This window comes from Streptomyces sp. NPDC093111, from assembly GCF_040683955.1.
Classification (GTDB): Bacteria; Actinomycetota; Actinomycetes; order Streptomycetales; family Streptomycetaceae; genus Streptomyces.
In genome coordinates this window covers 413254-431741 of record NZ_JBFBNW010000003.1, presented here as the reverse complement: position 1 = coordinate 431741, position 18488 = coordinate 413254, and the positions used below count along the sequence as shown (strand labels likewise).

The 18488-nt window shown below is 73.3% G+C and carries 13 protein-coding genes; 6 read left to right on the top strand and 7 right to left on the bottom strand.

What is annotated here, in order from left to right:
• Positions 1 to 96: 96 nt before the first annotated feature.
• Positions 97 to 1020 (top strand): SDR family oxidoreductase, encoded by a 924-nt coding sequence (locus AB0Q96_RS06765; RefSeq protein WP_365322356.1) that lies wholly within the window; start codon positions 97 to 99, stop codon positions 1018 to 1020.
• Here AB0Q96_RS06765 and AB0Q96_RS06760 read toward each other — a convergent pair.
• The 6 genes from AB0Q96_RS06760 to AB0Q96_RS06735 form a co-directional block, all read right to left on the bottom strand.
• Positions 1011 to 1997: a WYL domain-containing protein gene (locus AB0Q96_RS06760; RefSeq protein ID WP_365322354.1), complete on the bottom strand. Its 987-nt coding sequence runs from the start codon at positions 1995 to 1997 to the stop codon at positions 1011 to 1013. The genes AB0Q96_RS06765 and AB0Q96_RS06760 overlap by 10 nt on opposite strands.
• 44 nt (positions 1998 to 2041) lie before the next feature.
• Positions 2042 to 4756, bottom strand: a complete 2715-nt coding sequence (gene aceE, locus AB0Q96_RS06755; RefSeq protein WP_365322351.1) for a pyruvate dehydrogenase (acetyl-transferring), homodimeric type — start codon at positions 4754 to 4756, stop codon at positions 2042 to 2044.
• Between the two features lie 308 nt (positions 4757 to 5064).
• Positions 5065 to 5688, bottom strand: coding sequence for a GntR family transcriptional regulator (locus tag AB0Q96_RS06750; protein ID WP_329420003.1), 624 nt, complete (start codon positions 5686 to 5688; stop codon positions 5065 to 5067).
• Between the two features lie 121 nt (positions 5689 to 5809).
• Entirely contained in the window at positions 5810 to 7534 is a 1725-nt protein-coding gene (gene sucB / locus AB0Q96_RS06745; RefSeq protein WP_365322348.1) for a 2-oxoglutarate dehydrogenase, E2 component, dihydrolipoamide succinyltransferase, read from the bottom strand.
• Between the two features lie 62 nt (positions 7535 to 7596).
• Positions 7597 to 8985: a dihydrolipoyl dehydrogenase gene (gene lpdA / locus AB0Q96_RS06740; protein WP_365322346.1), complete on the bottom strand. Its 1389-nt coding sequence runs from the start codon at positions 8983 to 8985 to the stop codon at positions 7597 to 7599.
• Between the two features lie 346 nt (positions 8986 to 9331).
• Entirely contained in the window at positions 9332 to 10840 is a 1509-nt protein-coding gene (locus AB0Q96_RS06735; protein WP_365322345.1) for a leucyl aminopeptidase, read from the bottom strand.
• A gap of 420 nt (positions 10841 to 11260) precedes the next feature.
• On the opposite strand from AB0Q96_RS06735, the gene AB0Q96_RS06730 reads away from it, so the two are divergent.
• Genes AB0Q96_RS06730 through AB0Q96_RS06710 form a run of 5 tightly spaced genes read left to right on the top strand, consistent with a single transcriptional unit; the run spans position 11261 to position 17667 of the window.
• On the top strand, positions 11261 to 13258 hold the full coding sequence (locus AB0Q96_RS06730; protein WP_365322502.1) for a hypothetical protein: 1998 nt from the start codon (positions 11261 to 11263) through the stop codon (positions 13256 to 13258).
• Positions 13259 to 13297: 39 nt separating this feature from the next.
• Positions 13298 to 14809, top strand: coding sequence for a GT4 family glycosyltransferase PelF (pelF, locus tag AB0Q96_RS06725; protein ID WP_365322343.1), 1512 nt, complete (start codon positions 13298 to 13300; stop codon positions 14807 to 14809).
• A complete protein-coding gene (locus AB0Q96_RS06720; RefSeq protein ID WP_365322341.1) occupies positions 14806 to 16215 on the top strand; it encodes a hypothetical protein in 1410 nt (469 codons plus the stop codon). The genes pelF and AB0Q96_RS06720 overlap by 4 nt, the downstream gene beginning before the upstream one ends.
• 10 nt (positions 16216 to 16225) lie before the next feature.
• Positions 16226 to 16846 (top strand): spherulation-specific family 4 protein, encoded by a 621-nt coding sequence (locus AB0Q96_RS06715; protein ID WP_365322340.1) that lies wholly within the window; start codon positions 16226 to 16228, stop codon positions 16844 to 16846.
• A complete protein-coding gene (locus AB0Q96_RS06710) occupies positions 16843 to 17667 on the top strand; it encodes an endo alpha-1,4 polygalactosaminidase (RefSeq protein WP_365322338.1) in 825 nt (274 codons plus the stop codon). The genes AB0Q96_RS06715 and AB0Q96_RS06710 overlap by 4 nt, the downstream gene beginning before the upstream one ends.
• Here the strand turns inward: AB0Q96_RS06710 and AB0Q96_RS06705 are convergent.
• Entirely contained in the window at positions 17664 to 18428 is a 765-nt protein-coding gene (locus tag AB0Q96_RS06705) for an adenosylcobinamide-GDP ribazoletransferase (protein ID WP_365322336.1), read from the bottom strand. The two genes, AB0Q96_RS06710 and AB0Q96_RS06705, sit on opposite strands and share 4 nt — an antisense overlap.
• Positions 18429 to 18488 lie beyond the last annotated feature (60 nt).

Below are 18488 nucleotides of genomic sequence, written 5' to 3'. Positions count from 1 at the left end.
GGGACAAGCATCGTGGGTGGCGCGGGGCGACGCACCCGGAACCGGCCGAAAACAATCCGGACGGAAGATGTCGTATTTTCCTGCCAGGCTCGGCCCATGACCACCGACACGAAGCCCCTGTCCGGCCGGATCGCCCTCGTCGCCGGCGCCACCCGGGGCGCCGGACGGGCCATCGCCGTCCAGCTCGGCGCCGCCGGAGCCACCGTCTACGTCACCGGACGCACCACCCGCGACCGGATCAGCGAGGTCGGCCGCCGCACCGAGACCATCGAGGAGACCGCCGAGCTCGTCACCGCCGCCGGCGGCACCGGCCACGCCGTCCCCACCGACCACCTCGACCCCGACGCGGTACGCGCCCTGGTCGAGCGGATCGACCGCGAACAGGGCCGGCTCGACGTCCTCGTCAACGACGTCTGGGGCGGCGAACACCTCCTCGACTTCGGGAAGAAGACCTGGGAGTACGACCTCGCCGGCGGGCTGCGGATGCTCGAACTCGGCGTGAAGACGCACGCCATCACCTCCCACGCCGCGCTGCCGCTGCTGATCCGGCACCCCGGCGGACTCGTCGTCGAGGTCACCGACGGCACCGCCGCGTACAACGGCACCCGCCACCGCGAGAACCTCTTCTACGACCTCGCCAAGAACGCCCCCATCCGGATGGCCTTCGGCCTCGGCGAGGAGCTGAGGGAGTACGGCGGCACGGCCGTCTGCGTCAGCCCCGGCTGGCTCAGGTCCGAGCAGATGCTCGCCCACTTCGGCGTCACCGAGGACGACTGGCGCGACGCGACCGCGAAGATCCCCGACTTCGGCGTCTCCGAGTCCCCGGTGTACGTCGGGCGCGCCGTCGCCGCCCTCGCCGCCGACCCGGACCGGGCCCGCTGGAACGGCCGGTCCACGGACAGCGGACGGCTCGCCCGGGAGTACGGCTTCACCGACGCCGACGGCTCCCGGCCGGACTCCTGGGGCTTCCTCGTGGCCAAGGAGACCGACCCGGACACCCGGGTCGAGGACTACCGGTAGACCTCGGCCAGCGCCCGCGCCGCCGCCGCGAACCGGGCCCGCAGGGAGGCGGGGGCCAGCACCTCCGCCTCCGGGCCGAGCCCGAGCAGCTGCCCGAAGGCCACGTCCTCGCTCTCCACCGGAAGCGTCACCGTGACCCGGCCGTCCGCCGGGTCCGCCCCGCCCTCGGCGGCCCCCGCCGCCAGCGCCTCCTCGGCCGCCGCCCGGTCCGTCACGTACGGCAGCCGCCGCGCGCCGGCCGGGGTCAGCCGCAGCACCACCTCCGCGCGCAGCAGCGAGCGGGCGAACTCGGCGGACCGCTCGCTCCAGAACGCCGCCAGATCGAAGCCGGGGTCCCGCTCGAAGCGCTCCTCGGCCACCACCACCTCGACGAAGCGGTCCACCCGGTAGGTACGGAACGGGCCGGCCCCGTCCTGGAGGCGCGCGCACACGTACCAGACGCCCGCCTTCAGGACGAGACCGTACGGCTGGAGCTCGCGCTCCACCTCGCCGTCGCCCCGCCGGTAGCGGGCCCGCACCGGCCGGTCGTCCCAGACCGCGTCCGCGACCGGCCCGAGCAGCTCCGGCGTCCGCGGCTCCTGGTACCAGGCGGGCGCGTCCAGGTGGAAGCGGCGGCCCACCGCCTCCGGCGCGTCCCGCAGCGAGGGCGTCAGCGCCGCCGCCACCTTCAGCCGGGCCGCCGAGGCCGCGTCGGCGAGCCCCAGGTCCCGCAGCGCCTCCGGGAGCCCCGACAGGAACAGTGCCTCCGCCTCGCCGCGGGCGAGCCCGGTCAGCCGGGTCCGGTAGCCGCCGACGAGCCGGTAGCCGCCCGCCCGGCCCCGGTCCGCGTAGACCGGCACCCCCGCCTCCGAGAGGGCGAGGGCGTCGCGGGTGATGGTGCGCTCCGACACCTCCAGCTCGGCGGCGAGTTCGGCGGCCGTCATGGACGGCCGGGACTGGAGGAGGAGCACCAACTTGATGAGGCGGGCGGCACGCATGAGTCCATCATGCGTGCCGCCCGCCTCGGGTGGATCAAGGGCCCTTACAGGCCGTAGCGCTCGCGCGCCTCCTTCACCGAGGTCGCCTTGACCTCGCCGCGGCGGGCGAGCTGGGCGAGCGCGGCGACCACGATCGACTGGGCGTCGATGCCGAAGTGGCGGCGGGCGGCGACACGGGTGTCCGACAGGCCGAAGCCGTCGGCGCCCAGCGAGGACCAGTCCTGCTGGACCCACTGCGCGATCTGGTCCGGGACCTGGCGCATGTAGTCCGAGACGGCGAGGACCGGGGAGTCCACGCCCTCCAGGGCCTGGCGGACGTACGGCACGCGCTCCTCGCCGCGCAGCATGGCCGCGTCGGCCTCCAGCGCGTCGCGGCGCAGCTCGGTCCACGAGGTGGCGGACCACACGTCGGCGGCCACGCCCCACTCGGCGGCGAGCAGCTGCTGCGCCTCCAGGGCCCAGTGGATGGCCGTGCCGGAGGAGAGCAGCTGGATGCGCGAGGCGTTCGCCGGGAGCTCCAGGCCGGCCGACTCGGCCGTGTTGAAGCGGTACAGGCCCTTGATGATGCCCTCGTCGACGCCGGACGGCTTGGCCGGCTGCGGCATCGGCTCGTTGTAGACGGTGAGGTAGTAGAAGACGTTCTGGTCCTCGCCCTCGGCCGCCTCGCCGTACATGCGGCGCAGGCCCTCCTTGACGATGGCCGCGACCTCGTAGGCGAACGCCGGGTCGTAGGTGAGCGCCGCCGGGTTGGTGGCCGCGATCACCGGGGAGTGCCCGTCGGCGTGCTGGAGGCCCTCACCGGTCAGGGTGGTGCGGCCGGCGGTGGCGCCGACGAGGAAGCCGCGGCCGAGCTGGTCGCCGAGCTGCCACATCTGGTCGGCGGTCCGCTGCCAGCCGAACATCGAGTAGAAGATGTAGAACGGGATCATCGCCTCGCCGTGCGTCGCGTACGACGTCGAAGCGGCGATGAAGTCGGCCATCGAGCCGGCCTCGGTGATGCCCTCGTTCAGGATCTGGCCGTTGACGGCCTCCTTGTAGTACATCAGCTGGTCGCGGTCGACCGGCTCGTACGTCTGGCCCTTCGGCGAGTAGATGCCGAGCGAGGGGAACAGCGACTCCATGCCGAAGGTGCGGGCCTCGTCCGGGACGATCGGGACCCAGCGCTTGCCGGTCTCCTTGTCGCGGACCAGGTCCTTGACCAGGCGGACGAAGGCCATCGTGGTGGCGATGGACTGCGTGCCGGAGCCCTTGTCGAAGGCGGCGAAGGTCTTCTCGGCCGGGGCCGGCAGCGGCGCGAGCGGGTGCACCCGGCGGGCCGGGGCGGGGCCGCCGAGGGCCGCGCGGCGCTCCTGGAGGTAGCGGACCTCGGGGGAGTCGGCGCCCGGGTGGCCGTAGGGCACCTGGCCGTCGACGAACTGGGCGTCCGAGATCGGCAGCTCCAGCAGGTCACGCATGTTCTTGAACTCGTCGCCGGTGAGCTTCTTCATCTGGTGGTTCGCGTTCTTCGACGCGAAGCCCTCACCCAGGGTGAAGCCCTTGACGGTCTGCGCGAGGATGACCGTCGGCGCGCCCTTGAACTCCAGGGCGGCCTTGTACGCGGCGTACACCTTGCGCGGCTCGTGGCCACCGCGGGAGAGGTGGAAGCACTCCAGGATCTTGTCGTCCGAGAGCAGCTTCGCCATCTCGACGAGGGCCGGGTCGGCGCCGAAGAAGTCCTGGCGGATGTAGGCGGCGTCGCGGGTCTGGTACGTCTGGACCTGCGCGTCCGGCACCTGGCGCAGGCGGCGGACCAGGGCGCCGGTGGTGTCGAGCGCGAACAGCTCGTCCCAGGCGTTGCCCCACAGGGACTTGACCACGTTCCAGCCGGCGCCGCGGAACTGGGCCTCCAGCTCCTGCACGATCTTGAAGTTGGCGCGGACCGGGCCGTCGAGGCGCTGCAGGTTGCAGTTGATGACGAAGGTCAGGTTGTCCAGGCCCTCGCGGGCGGCGAGCGCCAGGGCGGCGGTCGACTCCGGCTCGTCCATCTCGCCGTCACCGAGGAACGCCCACACGTGCGAGGCGGAGACGTCCTTGATGGAGCGGTTGGTCAGGTAGCGGTTGAAGCGCGCCTGGTAGATCGCGGAGAGCGGGCCGAGGCCCATGGAGACGGTGGGGAACTCCCACAGCCAGGGCAGCCGGCGCGGGTGCGGGTAGGAGGGCAGGCCGTTGCCGCCGGACTCCTGCCGGAAGTTGTCGAGGTGGCCCTCGTTCAGCCGCCCGTCGAGGAAGGCGCGGGCGTAGATGCCGGGGGAGGCATGGCCCTGGATGTAGAGCTGGTCGCCGGATCCCTCGGCGGCGCCCGACTCCTTGCCCTTGAAGAAGTGGTTGAAGCCGGTCTCGTAGAGCCAGGCCGCGGAGGCGAAGGTGGCGATGTGGCCGCCGACGCCGTGCTTGGAGCCGCGGGTGACCATCGCGGCCGCGTTCCAGCGGTTCCAGGCGGTGATCTTCCGCTCCATCTCCTCGTCGCCGCCGAACTCGGTGACCGAGGGCTCGGCGGAGGTGGGGATGGTGTTGACGTAGTCCGTCTCCAGCAGCTTGGGCAGGGCCAGGCCCGCGCCCTCGGCGTGCTGGAGCGTGCGGCGCATCAGGTAGGCGGCCCGGTGCGGGCCGGCGGCCTTGGTGACGGCGTCCAGGGAGGCCGCCCACTCGGCGGTCTCCTCGGTGTCACGGTCCGGGAGCTGGTCGAGCTCGCTCGGAATCTTGCCTACGGGATCGGTCATGATCGCCGCCTTCCGGACAGGTGGGGGTGGAGAAAAAGAAGCCGTGTCTGGCAGGACAGGGCGAAGGGCCGGGGTACGGCCCGCCGAAGACTGTAAGCCGACGATCGATGATCGATCAAAGTATTGAACCGAAAAACTTCCCTGGAGTACGAAAGTCGGCACAGGGTGCCGCGAAAACGGGCACCCGGTGCCTTGTTTTCGAAGGATCCGCGCAGGTGGGAGAGCGATTGAGAGCCCCTACGCACGAATGAGCGGGTCCGTTCGAAACGGACCCGCTCAGACGGTGGACGGCGACACGCGTGGCCGGATCACGCCCTCGGGGCGCACCCCAGGACGTGCGCCTTCACCAGCGCGCCGATCTGCGGGTCGCCCCTGCGGAAGGCCTCCACGAGCTCCTGGTGCTCCTCCGCGTACGACTTCTGCACCGTGCCCAGCCAGCGGATCGACAGCGCCGTGAACACCTCGATGCCCAGGCCCTCCCAGGTGTGCAGCAGCACGCTGTTCCCGGCCGCCTTCACCAGCTCCCGGTGGAACGCCACCGTGTGCCGCACCTGCGCCGTACCGTCCGCCGCCGCGTCCGCCTCGTACAGGGCCGCCACGTGCGGCTCCAGGGTCGAGCAGTCCGCCGCCAGCCGGCCGGCCGCCAGCTCGGCCGCGATCTGCTCCAGACCGGCCCGTACGGGGTAGCTCTCCTCCAGGTCGGCGGCGGTGAGATTGCGCACCCGGACGCCCTTGTTGGGTGCCGACTCGATCAGCCGCAGCGACTCCAGCTCGCGCAGCGCCTCGCGCACCGGCGTCTGCGACACCTCGAGCTCCGTCGCGATCCGGCGCTCCACGATCCGCTCGCCCGGCTTCCAGCGCCCGCTGACGATGCCCTCCACGATGTGCTCGCGGATCTGCTCGCGCAGCGAATGGACGACGGGCATGGTCATGGAAGCCGCTCCTTAGGGAGTCATTGACCCTTAGACAATACGGCGGTGTCCCCGCCCGGAAACACATCCGGACGGGGACACCGCAGGTGAGGCTTGTTACGTTGCCTTTCGGCAGCGTGCCTTACAGACCGAGGTCGACCTCGAACTCGCCGGCCTCCAGGATCGCCTTGACGGCCGTCAGGTAGCGGGCGGCGTCGGCGCCGTCCACCAGACGGTGGTCGTAGGAGAGCGTGAGGTAGGTCATGTCGCGGACGCCGATGACGGTGCCCTCGGCGGTCTCGATGACGGCCGGACGCTTGACCGTGGCACCGATGCCCAGGATGGCGACCTGGTTCGGCGGCACGATGATCGTGTCGAACAGCGCACCGCGCGAACCGGTGTTGCTGATGGTGAAGGTCGCGCCGGCGAGCTCGTCCGGCGTGATCTTGTTGCCGCGGACCTTGCCGGCCAGCTCGGCGGTGGCCTTGGAGATGCCGGCGATGTTCAGGTCGCCCGCACCCTTGATGACCGGGGTCATCAGGCCCTTCTCGGAGTCCACCGCGATCCCGATGTTCTCGGAGTCGAAGTAGGTGATCGTGCCCTCGGCCTCGTTGATCCGGGCGTTGATGACCGGGTGGGCCTTCAGCGCCTGGGCCGCCGCCTTCACGAAGAACGGCATCGGGGAGAGCTTGACGCCCTCACGGGCGGCGAAGGAGTCCTTCGCGCGGCCGCGCAGCTTCATCAGCTTGGTGATGTCGACCTCGACGACCGAGGACAGCTGGGCCTGGCCGTGCAGCGCCTTCATCATGTTGTCGCCGATGACCTTGCGCATGCGGGTCATCTTGACGGTCTGGCCACGCAGCGGCGAGACCTCCAGGGCCGGAGCCTTGGCGGCGGCCGGAGCGGCCGGAGCGGCGGCGACCGGAGCCGGAGCGGCCTTCTTGGCCTCGGCGGCCGCGAGGACGTCCTGCTTGCGGATGCGACCGCCGACGCCCGAGCCCTTGACGCCCGCCAGGTCGACACCGTTCTCGGTGGCGAGCTTGCGGACCAGCGGGGTCACGTACGCGCCGTCCTCGGCCGGCTGAGCGGCGACGGGGGCGGCCGGGGCGGCGGGCGCGACCGGGGCCGGGGCGGCGACCGGAGCGGCCGGAGCCACCGGGGCGGGCGCCGGAGCCGGAGCGGCCGGGGCCACCGGAGCCGGAGCCGCGACGGGGGCCGGGGCGGCCGGGGCCGGAGCGGCGGCGGGCGCGGCACCGGCGGCACCGATGACGGCCAGCTTGGCGCCGACCTCGGCGGACTCGTCCTCGGCGACGACGATCTCGAGCAGCACGCCGGAGACGGGCGCCGGGATCTCGGTGTCGACCTTGTCCGTGGAGACCTCGAGCAGCGGCTCGTCGGCCTCGACGGTCTCGCCGACCGACTTCAGCCAGCGGGTGACGGTGCCCTCGGTGACGGACTCGCCCAGCGCGGGCAGCACGACGTCGGTGCCCTGAGCGGCACCGGCGGGGGCGGCGGCCTCGGCCACGGGGGCCGGGGCGGCGGGGGCCTCGGCGACCGGCGCCGGAGCGGCCGGGGCCGGGGCGGCGACCGGCTCGGCGGCCGGCGCCGGGGCAGCGGCGGGGGCGCCGGTGCCGTCGTCGATGATGGCCAGCTCGGCGCCGACCTCGACCGTCTCGTCCTCGGCGACCTTGATGGAGGCCAGGATGCCCGAGGCGGGGGCGGGGATCTCGGTGTCGACCTTGTCGGTCGAGACCTCGAGCAGCGGCTCGTCAGCCTCGACGCGCTCGCCCTCGGCCTTGAGCCAGCGGGTGACGGTGCCCTCGGTGACGCTCTCGCCGAGCGCCGGCAGGGTTACGGAAACCGACATGGTTTCGGTTGCTCCTATCGAATGTGCGGAAAGTGGTCGTCGCGCCCTGGATGACGTGAGCGTCAGTCGTGCGAGTGGAGAGGCTTGCCGGCCAGGGCCAGGTGGGCCTCGCCGAGGGCCTCGTTCTGCGTCGGGTGGGCGTGGATGAGCTGCGCGACCTCGGCCGGCAGCGCCTCCCAGTTGTAGATCAGCTGAGCTTCGCCGACCTGCTCGCCCATGCGGTCACCGACCATGTGGACGCCGACCACGGCACCGTCCTTGACCTGGACCAGCTTGATCTCGCCCGCGGTCTTGAGGATCTTGCTCTTGCCGTTGCCCGCGAGGTTGTACTTGAGGGCGACGACCTTGTCCGCGCCGTAGATCTCCTTGGCCTTGGCCTCGGTGATGCCGACGGAGGCGACCTCCGGGTGGCAGTACGTCACCCGCGGGACACCGTCGTAGTCGATCGGGACGGTCTTCAGACCGGCCAGCCGCTCCGCCACCAGGATGCCCTCGGCGAAGCCGACGTGCGCGAGCTGGAGGGTCGGGACCAGGTCGCCGACCGCGGAGATCGTGGGCACGTTGGTGCGCATGTACTCGTCGACGAGCACGTAGCCGCGGTCCATCGCGACGCCCTGCTCCTCGTAGCCGAGACCGGCCGAGACCGGGCCGCGGCCGATGGCGACCAGCAGCACCTCGGCCTCGAAGGTCTTGCCGTCGGCCAGGGTGACCTTGACACCGGTCTCGGTGTACTCGGCCGACTGGAAGAAGGTGCCGAGGTTGAACTTGATGCCCCGCTTGCGGAACGCGCGCTCCAGCAGCTTCGAGCTGTTCTCGTCCTCGACCGGGACCAGGTGCTTCAGGCCCTCGATGACGGTGACCTCGGTGCCGAAGGACTTCCACGCCGAGGCGAACTCGACGCCGATGACGCCGCCGCCGAGGATGATCGCGGACTCCGGGACCCGGTCCAGGGTCAGCGCGTGGTCCGAGGAGATGATCCGGTTGCCGTCGATCTCCAGACCCGGGAGCGACTTCGGCACGGAGCCCGTGGCGAGGAGGACGTGACGGCCCTCGACCCGGCGGCCGTCCACGTCGACGGAGGTGGGCGAGGACAGGTGGCCGGTGCCCTCGATGTAGGTCACCTTGCGGGAGGCGACGAGACCCTGGAGACCCTTGTACAGGCCCGAGATCACGTCGTCCTTGTACTTGTGCACGGCCTTGATGTCGATGCCCTCGAAGGAGGCCTTGACACCGAACTGCTCCGCCTCGCGCGCCTGGTCGGCGACCTCGCCGGCGTGGAGCAGGGCCTTCGTCGGGATGCAGCCGTTGTGCAGGCAGGTGCCGCCGAGCTTGTTCTTCTCGATCAGTGCGACGTCCAGGCCCAGCTGCGCTCCGCGCAGCGCCGCGGCGTAACCGCCGCTACCGCCGCCGAGGATCACTAGGTCGAAAACGGTGCTGGCGTCGTTCGCCACGTCACGTCCTCCATGCATGTGCGCTCGTCGCCGGTCTGCAGCGACCGGGCGGCGGCTCTGGTGTCCGGCCGCATTTTCTTCGGCCCTGTGGTGGGGGCCCTGTCCTGCCGAGAACCCATCTTCGCACTTGTTGACGGGCGGCGGGACGCGGGGCCGGAGGATGAGACCGGCCGATCGTCCGTACGGACGGGTAATACGCCTGTACGAAGCTGCGGATTTCGTCGCGGGCGAACAGCGCCCGGCCCGCCCCCGGGCGGGTCCCGGACGGCCCCGTGGAACGGCCGGAACGGGTGACGGCCCCGGGGACAGGGGTCCCGGGGCCGTCACCGTGCGTGCGGGAGCCCGATCAGAGCTCGCCGTCCGCGTGGCGCTCGGCCAGCCGGACCAGGGTGCGCACCGAGGAGCCGGTGCCGCCCTTGGGGGTGTAGCCGTACGGGGCGCCCTCGTGGAAGGCCGGGCCCGCGATGTCCAGGTGGGCCCAGGTGATGCCCTCGCCCACGAACTCCTGCAGGAAGAGACCGGCGACCAGGCCGCCGCCCATCCGGACGCCCATGTTGGCCATGTCGGCGGTGGGGGAGTCCATGGACTTGCGCAGGTCAGCCGGGAGCGGCATCGGCCAGGACTGCTCGCCGACCTCGTCCGCGATCTCGTGGATCGCGGTCCGGTAGTCGTCGTCGTTGGCCATGATGCCGAAGGTGCGGTCGCCCAGGGCCAGCACCATGGCGCCGGTCAGGGTGGCCACGTCGACGATGGCGTCCGGGTTCTCCTCCGAGGCCTTGGTCAGCGCGTCGGCCAGGACCAGGCGGCCCTCGGCGTCCGTGTTGAGGACCTCGACGGTCTTGCCGCTGTACATGCGCAGCACGTCGCCGGGGCGGGTGGCCGAGCCCGACGGCATGTTCTCGGCCAGCGCCAGCCAGCCGGTGACGTTGACCACGAGGCCGAGGCGGGCCGCGGCGACGACGGCGGAGAACACGGCGGCGGCGCCGCTCATGTCGCACTTCATCGTCTCGTTGTGGCCGGCCGGCTTCAGCGAGATGCCGCCCGAGTCGTAGGTGATGCCCTTGCCGACCAGGGCGAGGGTCCGCTCCGCCTTCGGGTGGGTGTAGGCGATCCGGACCAGGCGCGGCGGGTTCACCGAACCGACGCCGACGCCCAGGATGCCGCCGTAGCCGCCCTTGGCGAGCGCCTTCTCGTCGAGCACCTGGACCTTGAGGCCGTACTCCTTGCCGGCGGCCTGGGCGGCGGCGGCGAAGGCGGCCGGGTGCAGGTCGTTCGGCGGCTGGTTGATCAGGTCGCGGGAGCGGTTCATCTCCTCGGCGACGACCTGCGCGCGCTCCGCGGCGGCCTTGTAGGCCTTGTCGCGGGGCTTGGCGCCGAGCAGGGCGACCTCGCCCAGCGGCTTCTTGGCGTCCTTGGGGACGTCCTGGTAGGCGGTGTAGGCGTACGCGCCGAGCAGGGCGCCCTCCGCGATCGCGGCGGCGTCCTCGGGGGCGGAGATCGGCAGCGCGAAGGCCGCCTTCTTCGCGCCGGCCAGCACGCGGGCGGCGGTGCCGGCGGCACGGCGCAGCGTCTCGGCCGGGTAACCCTCGCCGTCCTCGGCGACCGCGCCGAGGCCGACGGCCAGGACGACGGGGGCCTTCACACCGGCGGGGGCGGGCAGCTTGGTCGCCTCACCTTCGGCACCGGAGGCACCCAGCGTCTCCAGGACGGCGGCGAGCCCGCCGTCGAAGGCCTGGTCGACGGCCTCGGCGCCGGGGGCGACGACGAGCGCCTTCCCGGACTTCGCGACGCCGACCACGAGGGCGTCGGCGCGCAGCGTCGCCGCTCCGGCGGTGCTGAGAGTGAGAGCAGTCACGGTGGTGAAATCTCGCTTCCATTGAGTTCTTGGCGGTCGAGGGATGGGCCGACCGTGCCCCGCCGCATCGTATTTCGGCCCGATGAGCGCCGAGAACGAGCCTACGCCCGCTTGCCGGGTTCGCTCACGGCGGCGGTGATTCACTCGTCCGTGGTGTCTCTTTCGGGTTTACCCCGTCGGGTCGCGGAGCTCGTTCACACTCGCCTCATTCGCGCAAGGGCGACGCCCTCGCCTTTGCATCCTCTGCAGCATCTCCACAGGTCCTCCCGCCGGACGGGCCTGCCCGAGGGGGGACACCACGTGAAGGACTCCGGCCGAATCCGTACGCCCAGAACGGCCCGCACCGCCCGCACCGCCCGAACGACCACCGCCTCCCGCGCACCCCGCGCCGGGCGCCTCGCCGCCCTCGCCGCCGCCGGGCTGCTCGCCACCGTCGTCCCGTCCGCGCAGGCGGGCGCCGCCGAGCAGGCCCCGCGGGTCGACCTCACCGTGCTCGTCGTCGACGACGGCGGCAGCGCGGTCGAGGCGATCACCGCCGAGCTTCGGGTCTCCGGCGTGCCGTACCGCACGCTCGACCTGAACGACGCGAACCGGGCGGTGCTCACCCCCGCCTTCCTCAGCGACACCGTCGACGGCCGCCCCCGCGCCAAGTACCAGGGCGTCGTCCTGCCGCACGAGGCCGTCTTCGGCCCCGACTCCGCCGAGCAGACCGCCCTCTTCGCGTACGAGCGGACCTTCGGCGTCCCGCAGGTCGACGCGTACACCTGGGCCCACCCCGGCGTCGGCCTCGACTACACCGACGACGGCGGCTACTCCGGCGTCCTCGACGGGACCCGCGCCTCCGTCACCCCCGCCGGGCGGGCGGGCCCCTTCCGGTACCTCGGGGGAGCCGTCGCCTTCGAGGACAACGACCCGGACGTGGCCGAGAGTTACGGCTACGCGGGCCGCCCCCGGGCCGGCTACACCAGCTACCTCGACCTGCCCGTCGAGGGCGGCACCCGGGCCAGCCTGATCGGCGAGTACGCCCACGACGGGCGGCGCGAACTGGTCGTCTCCTTCGCGTACAACCCGAACCAGCGCCAGTTCCGGGCACTGGCCCGCGGCATCGTCGAATGGCTCACCCAGGGCGTCCACCTCGGGCAGGACCGCAACTACCTCTCCGTCCACGTCGACGACGTGCTCGCCCCCGACGCCCGCTGGGACACCGCGCGCAACTGCACCCCCGGCGACCTCGACTGCGCCGGCGGCGACGAGGGGGCCGAGAACCCGATCCGGATGACCGCCGCCGACGCCCAGTACGCCGCCGCCTGGCAGAAGTCCGCCGGCTTCCAGCTCGACCTGGTCTACAACGGCGGCCAGGGCGAGGAGTGGAAGACCGAGCACGGCGGCACCGACCCGCTCGCCACCCGGCTGCTGGCCGACCGCGCCCAGTACCGCTGGGTCAACCACACCTACACGCACCCCTTCCTCGGCTGCGTCCAGGACGCCACCACCGTCCCCTGGCAGTGCGCCAAGGACCCCGCCACCGGGGCGGTGAAGTGGACCGGCCGCGGCGAGATCTCCGCCCAGATCCGCGACAACCTCAACTGGGCGCTCCTCAAGGGGATCCCCGTCGACCGCACCGAACTGGTCACCGGCGAGCACTCCGGGCTCAAGACCCTGCCGCAGCAGTCCGTGGACAACCCCAACCTCGCCGGGGCGCTCGCCGACAACGGCGTGAGATGGACCGCCAGCGACAACTCGCGCGAACCGCGGCAGCGTTCCGTCGGCACCGGGGCGGGAGCCGCGCAGACGGTGCCCCGCCACCCCATGAACGTGTACTACAACGTGGGAACGGCGGCCGAGATGGCCGACGAGTACAACTGGATCTACACCGCGCGCGCCGACGGCGGCAGCGGGATCTGCGAGTCCGACCCGGCCTCCACCTGCCTGCCCGCCCCGCTCGACCCCGCCACCGGCTACGCCTCCCGCATCGTGCCCCAGGAGGCCCGCACCGCGCTCTCCCACGTGATGGGCAACGACCCGCGCCCGCACTACGCGCACCAGTCCAACCTCGCCGAGGAACGCCTCCTCTACCCGGTCCTCGACCGGATCCTCGCCGACTACCGCGAGCTGTTCGCCGCCGACACCCCGCTGGTGAACCCCCGTCAGAAGGACGTCGGCACCGAACTGGACCGCCGCGCCGCCTGGGACCGGGCGCTCACCGCCGGACAGGTCACCGCCTACCGGATCGGCACCACCGTCACCGTCAAGGCGCCCTCCGGCGTCGACGTCCCGCTCACCGCGCCCGAGGGCTCCCGCAAGCAACTCCTCCTCGGCACCACGGCCTTCGGCACCGCGTACGCCGGCGCCCGCTCGGCCTGGACCACGCCCGAACTGCTCCAGACCGCGATCACGCTCAAGCTGCCGACCGCCTGACCGGCGCCGGGGACTGTCCGACACGTCCGGGGGGACACCATGCCGAGCAGCGGCCGTCACGTCACCATGCTCACCGAAGGCACCTATCCACACGTACACGGGGGCGTCAGCACCTGGTGCGACCAGCTCGTCCGCGGCATGCCCGAGGTCGACTTCCGCGTCCTCGCCCTCACCGGCAGCGGCCGCGAACCCGTGACCTGGGAACTGCCGCCGAACATCTCGGAGCACCGCTCCTTCCCGCTCTGGGGCACCCCGGAGCGGGGCGGGGCGCCCCGGGGCCTGGCCCGCCGCCGCTTCCTCGACACCTACGAACGCCTCCTGCTCGCCATCCTCGACCCCACCGCGGGCTGCGACTTCGGCGAGGCCCTCTACGCCCTGGCCGCACTCGCCCGCCAGGGCCGCCTGACCGCCGCCCTGCGCTCGGAGCGGGTCCTGCGCTCCCTCATGTGGATCTGGTCCATGCCCCACCTGCCGACCGCCGTGGCCCGCCCCACCGTCCACGACGCCCTCACCGCCACCGACCTGCTCGAACACGCCCTGCGTCCGCTCGCCGCCCGGATACCCGGCGACCGCGTGGCACACGCCGTGTCCAGTGGTCTCGCCACGCTGCCGGCGCTCGCCGCCCAGCACTTCGAAGGGGTGCCCTTCCTGCTCACCGAACACGGCATCTACCTCCGCGAGCGCTACCTCGGCTACCGCACCGAGGCCCAGCGCTATCCGGTCAAGGCCCTCATGCTCGGCTTCTACCGCGAGCTCAACTCCCTCGGCTACCGCAAGGCCGACCTCATCACCCCCTGCAACCAGTACAACCGGCGCTGGGAGGAGCGCGGCGGCGCCCCCGCCGACCGCATCCGCACCGTCTACAACGGCGTCGACCCCGCCGCCTTCCCCTGGGCCGGCCCCGAACCGGAGACGCCCACCCTCAGCTGGGTGGGCCGGGTGGACCCGATCAAGGACCTGGAGACCCTGATCCGGGCGTACGCGATCGTCCGCGCCGAACTCCCCGAGGTACGCCTCCGGCTCTTCGGCCCGGTCCCGGCGGGCAACGAGGACTACCGCACCCGCCTGGAGAAGCTGGCCGCCGAACTCGGCGTCGCCGACGGCGTCACCTTCGAGGGCCGCACCTCCGACGTCGCCGGGGCCTACGCGGCCGGCAGCATCGTGATGCTCTCCTCCATCAGCGAGGGTTTCCCCTTCTCCCTCATCGAGGCCATGTCCTGCGGCCGGGCCACCGTCTCGACCGACGTGGGCGGGGTCCGCGAGGCCGTCGGCGACACCGGACTGGTGGTCCCGCCCCGCGAACCGGCCGTGATGGCCGCCGCCGTGACGGAACTCCTCCGGGACCACGCCCGCCGGGCGGAGCTCGCCCGGGACGCCCGCCGACGCGTCGTCGACCGCTTCACCCTGCACCGCTCGGTCGACGGCTTCCGCACCATCTACCGGGAGCTGGCGGGCGAGCGGGCCGAGCCCCCGGCCGAGCCTCGGCCGGACTGGACCGTCCGCCTCACCGAGCGGTGGCGCACCGGACTGACGGAAGGAGCCTGGGCATGAGCGGCTCCCTCTGGCTGAAACCCGGCGCCGCACGCGACGCCCTGCCGACCGTCCCCCGCCGCCGGGCCACCGCCCCGGACCCCGCCGGACCACCCCCGGCCCCCGACCCGATGGAGGAACTGGCCGACCGCCTGGACGCCCTGGCGGCGGCGGCCGTCCACCCGGACGAGATAGCCGCCATCCTCGAATCCGACGGCATGACCGACAGCCACATCCGGCTCACCTACGGCCGCGCCGACTCCTTCGCCCTGGCCGAGGACCTCTACGCGAGGACCGAACGCCGCCACGCGGCCCCCGAACCCCCGAGGACCGCGCCCTGGCACACCGGCCTGGCCGGCTGCCTGCTGCGCGGGGTGGTCTTCGCCCTGCCCGGCCTCGCCTACGTGCTGGGCGCGCCGCTGCTCGCCGGCGGCCCGGGCCGGTACGGCCTGCCGCCCGGCACCGTGCCGCTGTTCGCCGGGGCCGTCACCGGCTGGGTGTGGAACCAGGTGCTGTCCCACCGCGCGTACACCTGGCTGGGCCTCGGCGACCGGCGGGCCGCCACCCGCGCGCTGCGCGTCGGCGCCCCGGCGGGCGCGCTCGTGGGCGCGGCCGTGGCCGTCGCGACGGCGGGCCCGGGGGAGCACCCGTCGGCCCTGTTCGGCGCCGGCCAGGCGGTGTACCTGGGCGCCGCGACCGTGCTGCTCGTGCTGGGCCGCGAACGGGCCCTGCTCGGGGCGCTGCTGCCGCTCGCCGGAGCCGTCCCCGCCTTCCGTCACGACCTGCCCGGTCCGCTCCGGACCGCCCTGCTGCTCGGCTCGCTCGCCGCGACGGCGGTCTGCGCCGCGCGGGCCCTGCGCCCGGCCCCCGACGAGCCGCCGGCCCGCGCCCGCGGCCGGGGCGGACCCCCGCTCGCGGCCTCCGTCCCGTACGGCCTGTTCGGCCTGGGCAGCGGGCTGCTCGTGCTGTACGCGGGGGCCGACGCGGTCATCGCGCTGACCCTGTCGATGGGCCCGGCCGAGTGGCTGCTGCACCGCTTCCGCGGCGCGAGCCTGACCCGGCTGAGCCTGCTGACCACGGCGTACGAGTTCCGGCGCGCCGTCACCGGCATGCTCGCCCGCTGCCTGGGCGCCTACCTCGGGGTGCTGGCCGCCCTGACCCTCACCGCCGCCGCGCTGTGGCCCGGTGCCGCGGCCCTCGGCCCCGGGCGGATCGGCTCGCTGCTCCTGGTGGGCGCGGTGCTGTGGCTCGGGCTGCTGCTCCAGGCCTTCGGCGGGGTGTCCAGCGCCGCCGCGGTGTGCCTGCTCGCCGCGGGCGCGCAGACGCTGGTGCCGGCCGCCGGGCCGGTCGCGGCGGGCGCCGCCGCGGCGGCGCTGTCCGTGCTGACCTGCGTCCTGCTGGCCCGCCCCACCACCCACCGCTTCTAGGGACCGGACCATGACCACGCCCTCTCTGCTCGTCCCCTTCTACGAGCACCCCGCCGACCGCCCCGAGGACTGGTCCGCCGTCGTGGCGGCGGCGCCCGCCCTCTACGGGGTCGTCCTCAACCCGGCCAGCGGCGCGGGCCGTTCCCGCGACCCCGCCTTCGCCGAGCTGGCCGCCCGGCTGCGGGCGGCCGGGGTGCGGGTCCTCGGCTACGCCGACACCGACTACGGGCGGCGCCCGCACGCCGAGGTCGTCGCCGACCTGGTGCGGCACCGCGACTGGTACGCGGCCGACGGCGCGTTCCTCGACCAGGTGCCCACGGAGCCGGCGGCGCTCCCGCACTACCGGCGCCTCGCGGTGTCGGCGCGGGCGGCCGGGCTGCGCACCCTGGTGTTCAACCACGGCGCCCACCCGGCGCCCGGCTACGAGGCCCTGGCCGACCTCCTGGTGACCTTCGAGGGCCCCTGGGACTCCTACCGCGACCTCGATCTGCCGGTCGCCGACCACTACTGTCACCTGGTGTACGCGGCCCCGGCGGACGTCCGCCCCACGACCCCGGTGCACTGCGTGGTCCCGGGCACCGGCGCCCACCCGTGGGGCACCCTCCCACACACCCTGGAGCCCACCCGATGAGACGCCCGGCGCCCCTGCTGGCGCTGCTGCTCGTCCTGGCCGGCTGCGCGACGCCCGCGCCCTCCTCGCCCTCCCCGGAGCCCCGGCCCCCGCGCTCCACGGCCCCGGACCCGAAACCCGCCCCCCGCTGGCAGCCCCGCCCGGGAGACGCCTGGCAGTGGCAGCTGAGCGGGCGTCTGGACCCGGCCGTGGACGTCCCGGTCTACGACATCGACGGCTTCGACCACCCGGCGGCGACCGTCGCCGACCTGCACCGCCGGGGCCGCAAGGTGATCTGCTACCTCTCCACCGGCGCCTGGGAGGACTTCCGCCCGGACGCGGCGGAGTTCCCCCGGGCCCTGCTGGGCAAGGGCAACGGCTGGGAGGGCGAACGCTGGCTCGACATCCGCCGCACCGACCTGCTCACCCCCCTGATGGCGGCCCGCCTGGACATGTGCCGGACCAAGGGCTTCGACGCGGTCGAGCCCGACAACATGGACGGCTACCGCAACGACACCGGCTTCCCCCTCACCGCCGCCGACCAGCTCCGCTACAACCGCCTGATCGCCCGGCTGGCCCACGACCGCGGCCTGGCCGTCGGCCTGAAGAACGACCTGGACCAGATCCCCGCCCTGCTGCCGGACTTCGACTTCGCGGTCAACGAGCAGTGCGCGCAGTACGAGGAGTGCGCCCGCCTCGCCCCCTTCGTGAAGGCGGGCAAGGCGGTGTTCCACGTCGAGTACGAGCGGGAGCCGGAGCGGTTCTGCCCGGGCTCCCGCGAGCTCGGCCTGAGCTCGATGCGCAAGGAGTACGCGCTGGGGGCGTGGCGCCGGGCCTGCTAACCCAGCGTCAGCGCGACCAGCGCCACCGTCGCCGCCGTCTCCTCGACCGCGCCGAACACGTCCCCGGTCACCCCGCCGAAGCGGCGCACGCAGCGCCGCAGCAGCAGTTCGGCCAAGCCGAGGGCGGCGAGGGCGGCGAGCGGGAGGCGCAGGGCGTCGTACGGGGAGAGGAGGGCGCCGGCCGCCGCGCACAGGACGAGGACCAGAGCGGCCGTCAGGGCGGCGGGGCGGAGCGGGACGGTCCCGGCGACGATCGCGCCGAGGCCCTCGGGGCGGGCGGCGGGGACGCCCTGCCGGGAGGCGTGGGTGAGGGCGAGCCGGGCGACGACGCCCGCGAGGACCGCCCCGGCCGTGCCGTGCGCCCAGCCCTCGCCGTACAGCTCGTACAACGCGCCGACCTGGGCGAGCAGCGCGAAGAGGAGCACGATCACGCCGAAGGGCCCGATGTCGGACTGCTTCATGATGCGCAGCGCGTCCTCGGCGGGCTTCGCGCTGCCGAGGCCGTCGGCGGTGTCGGCGAGGCCGTCGAGGTGGAGGCCGCGGGTCATCAGGGCGGGGACGCCGACGGTGAGGACGGCGGCGAGCAGCGGGCCCGAGCCGAGCAGCAGGAACACCCCGCCGACCGCGGCCGCGCACAGGCCGACGACGAGGCCCGCGAGCGGGGCGCAGAGCATCCCGGCGCGGGCCGCGTCGCGGTCCCAGCGGGTGATGCGGGCGGGGAGCACGGTGAGGGTGCCGAAGGCGAAACGCAGGCCGTCCATCCGCGGAAGGGTAGTGCCCCGCGCCCGGACGCTAAATTGGCCATAGGGTACGAAAGCGGC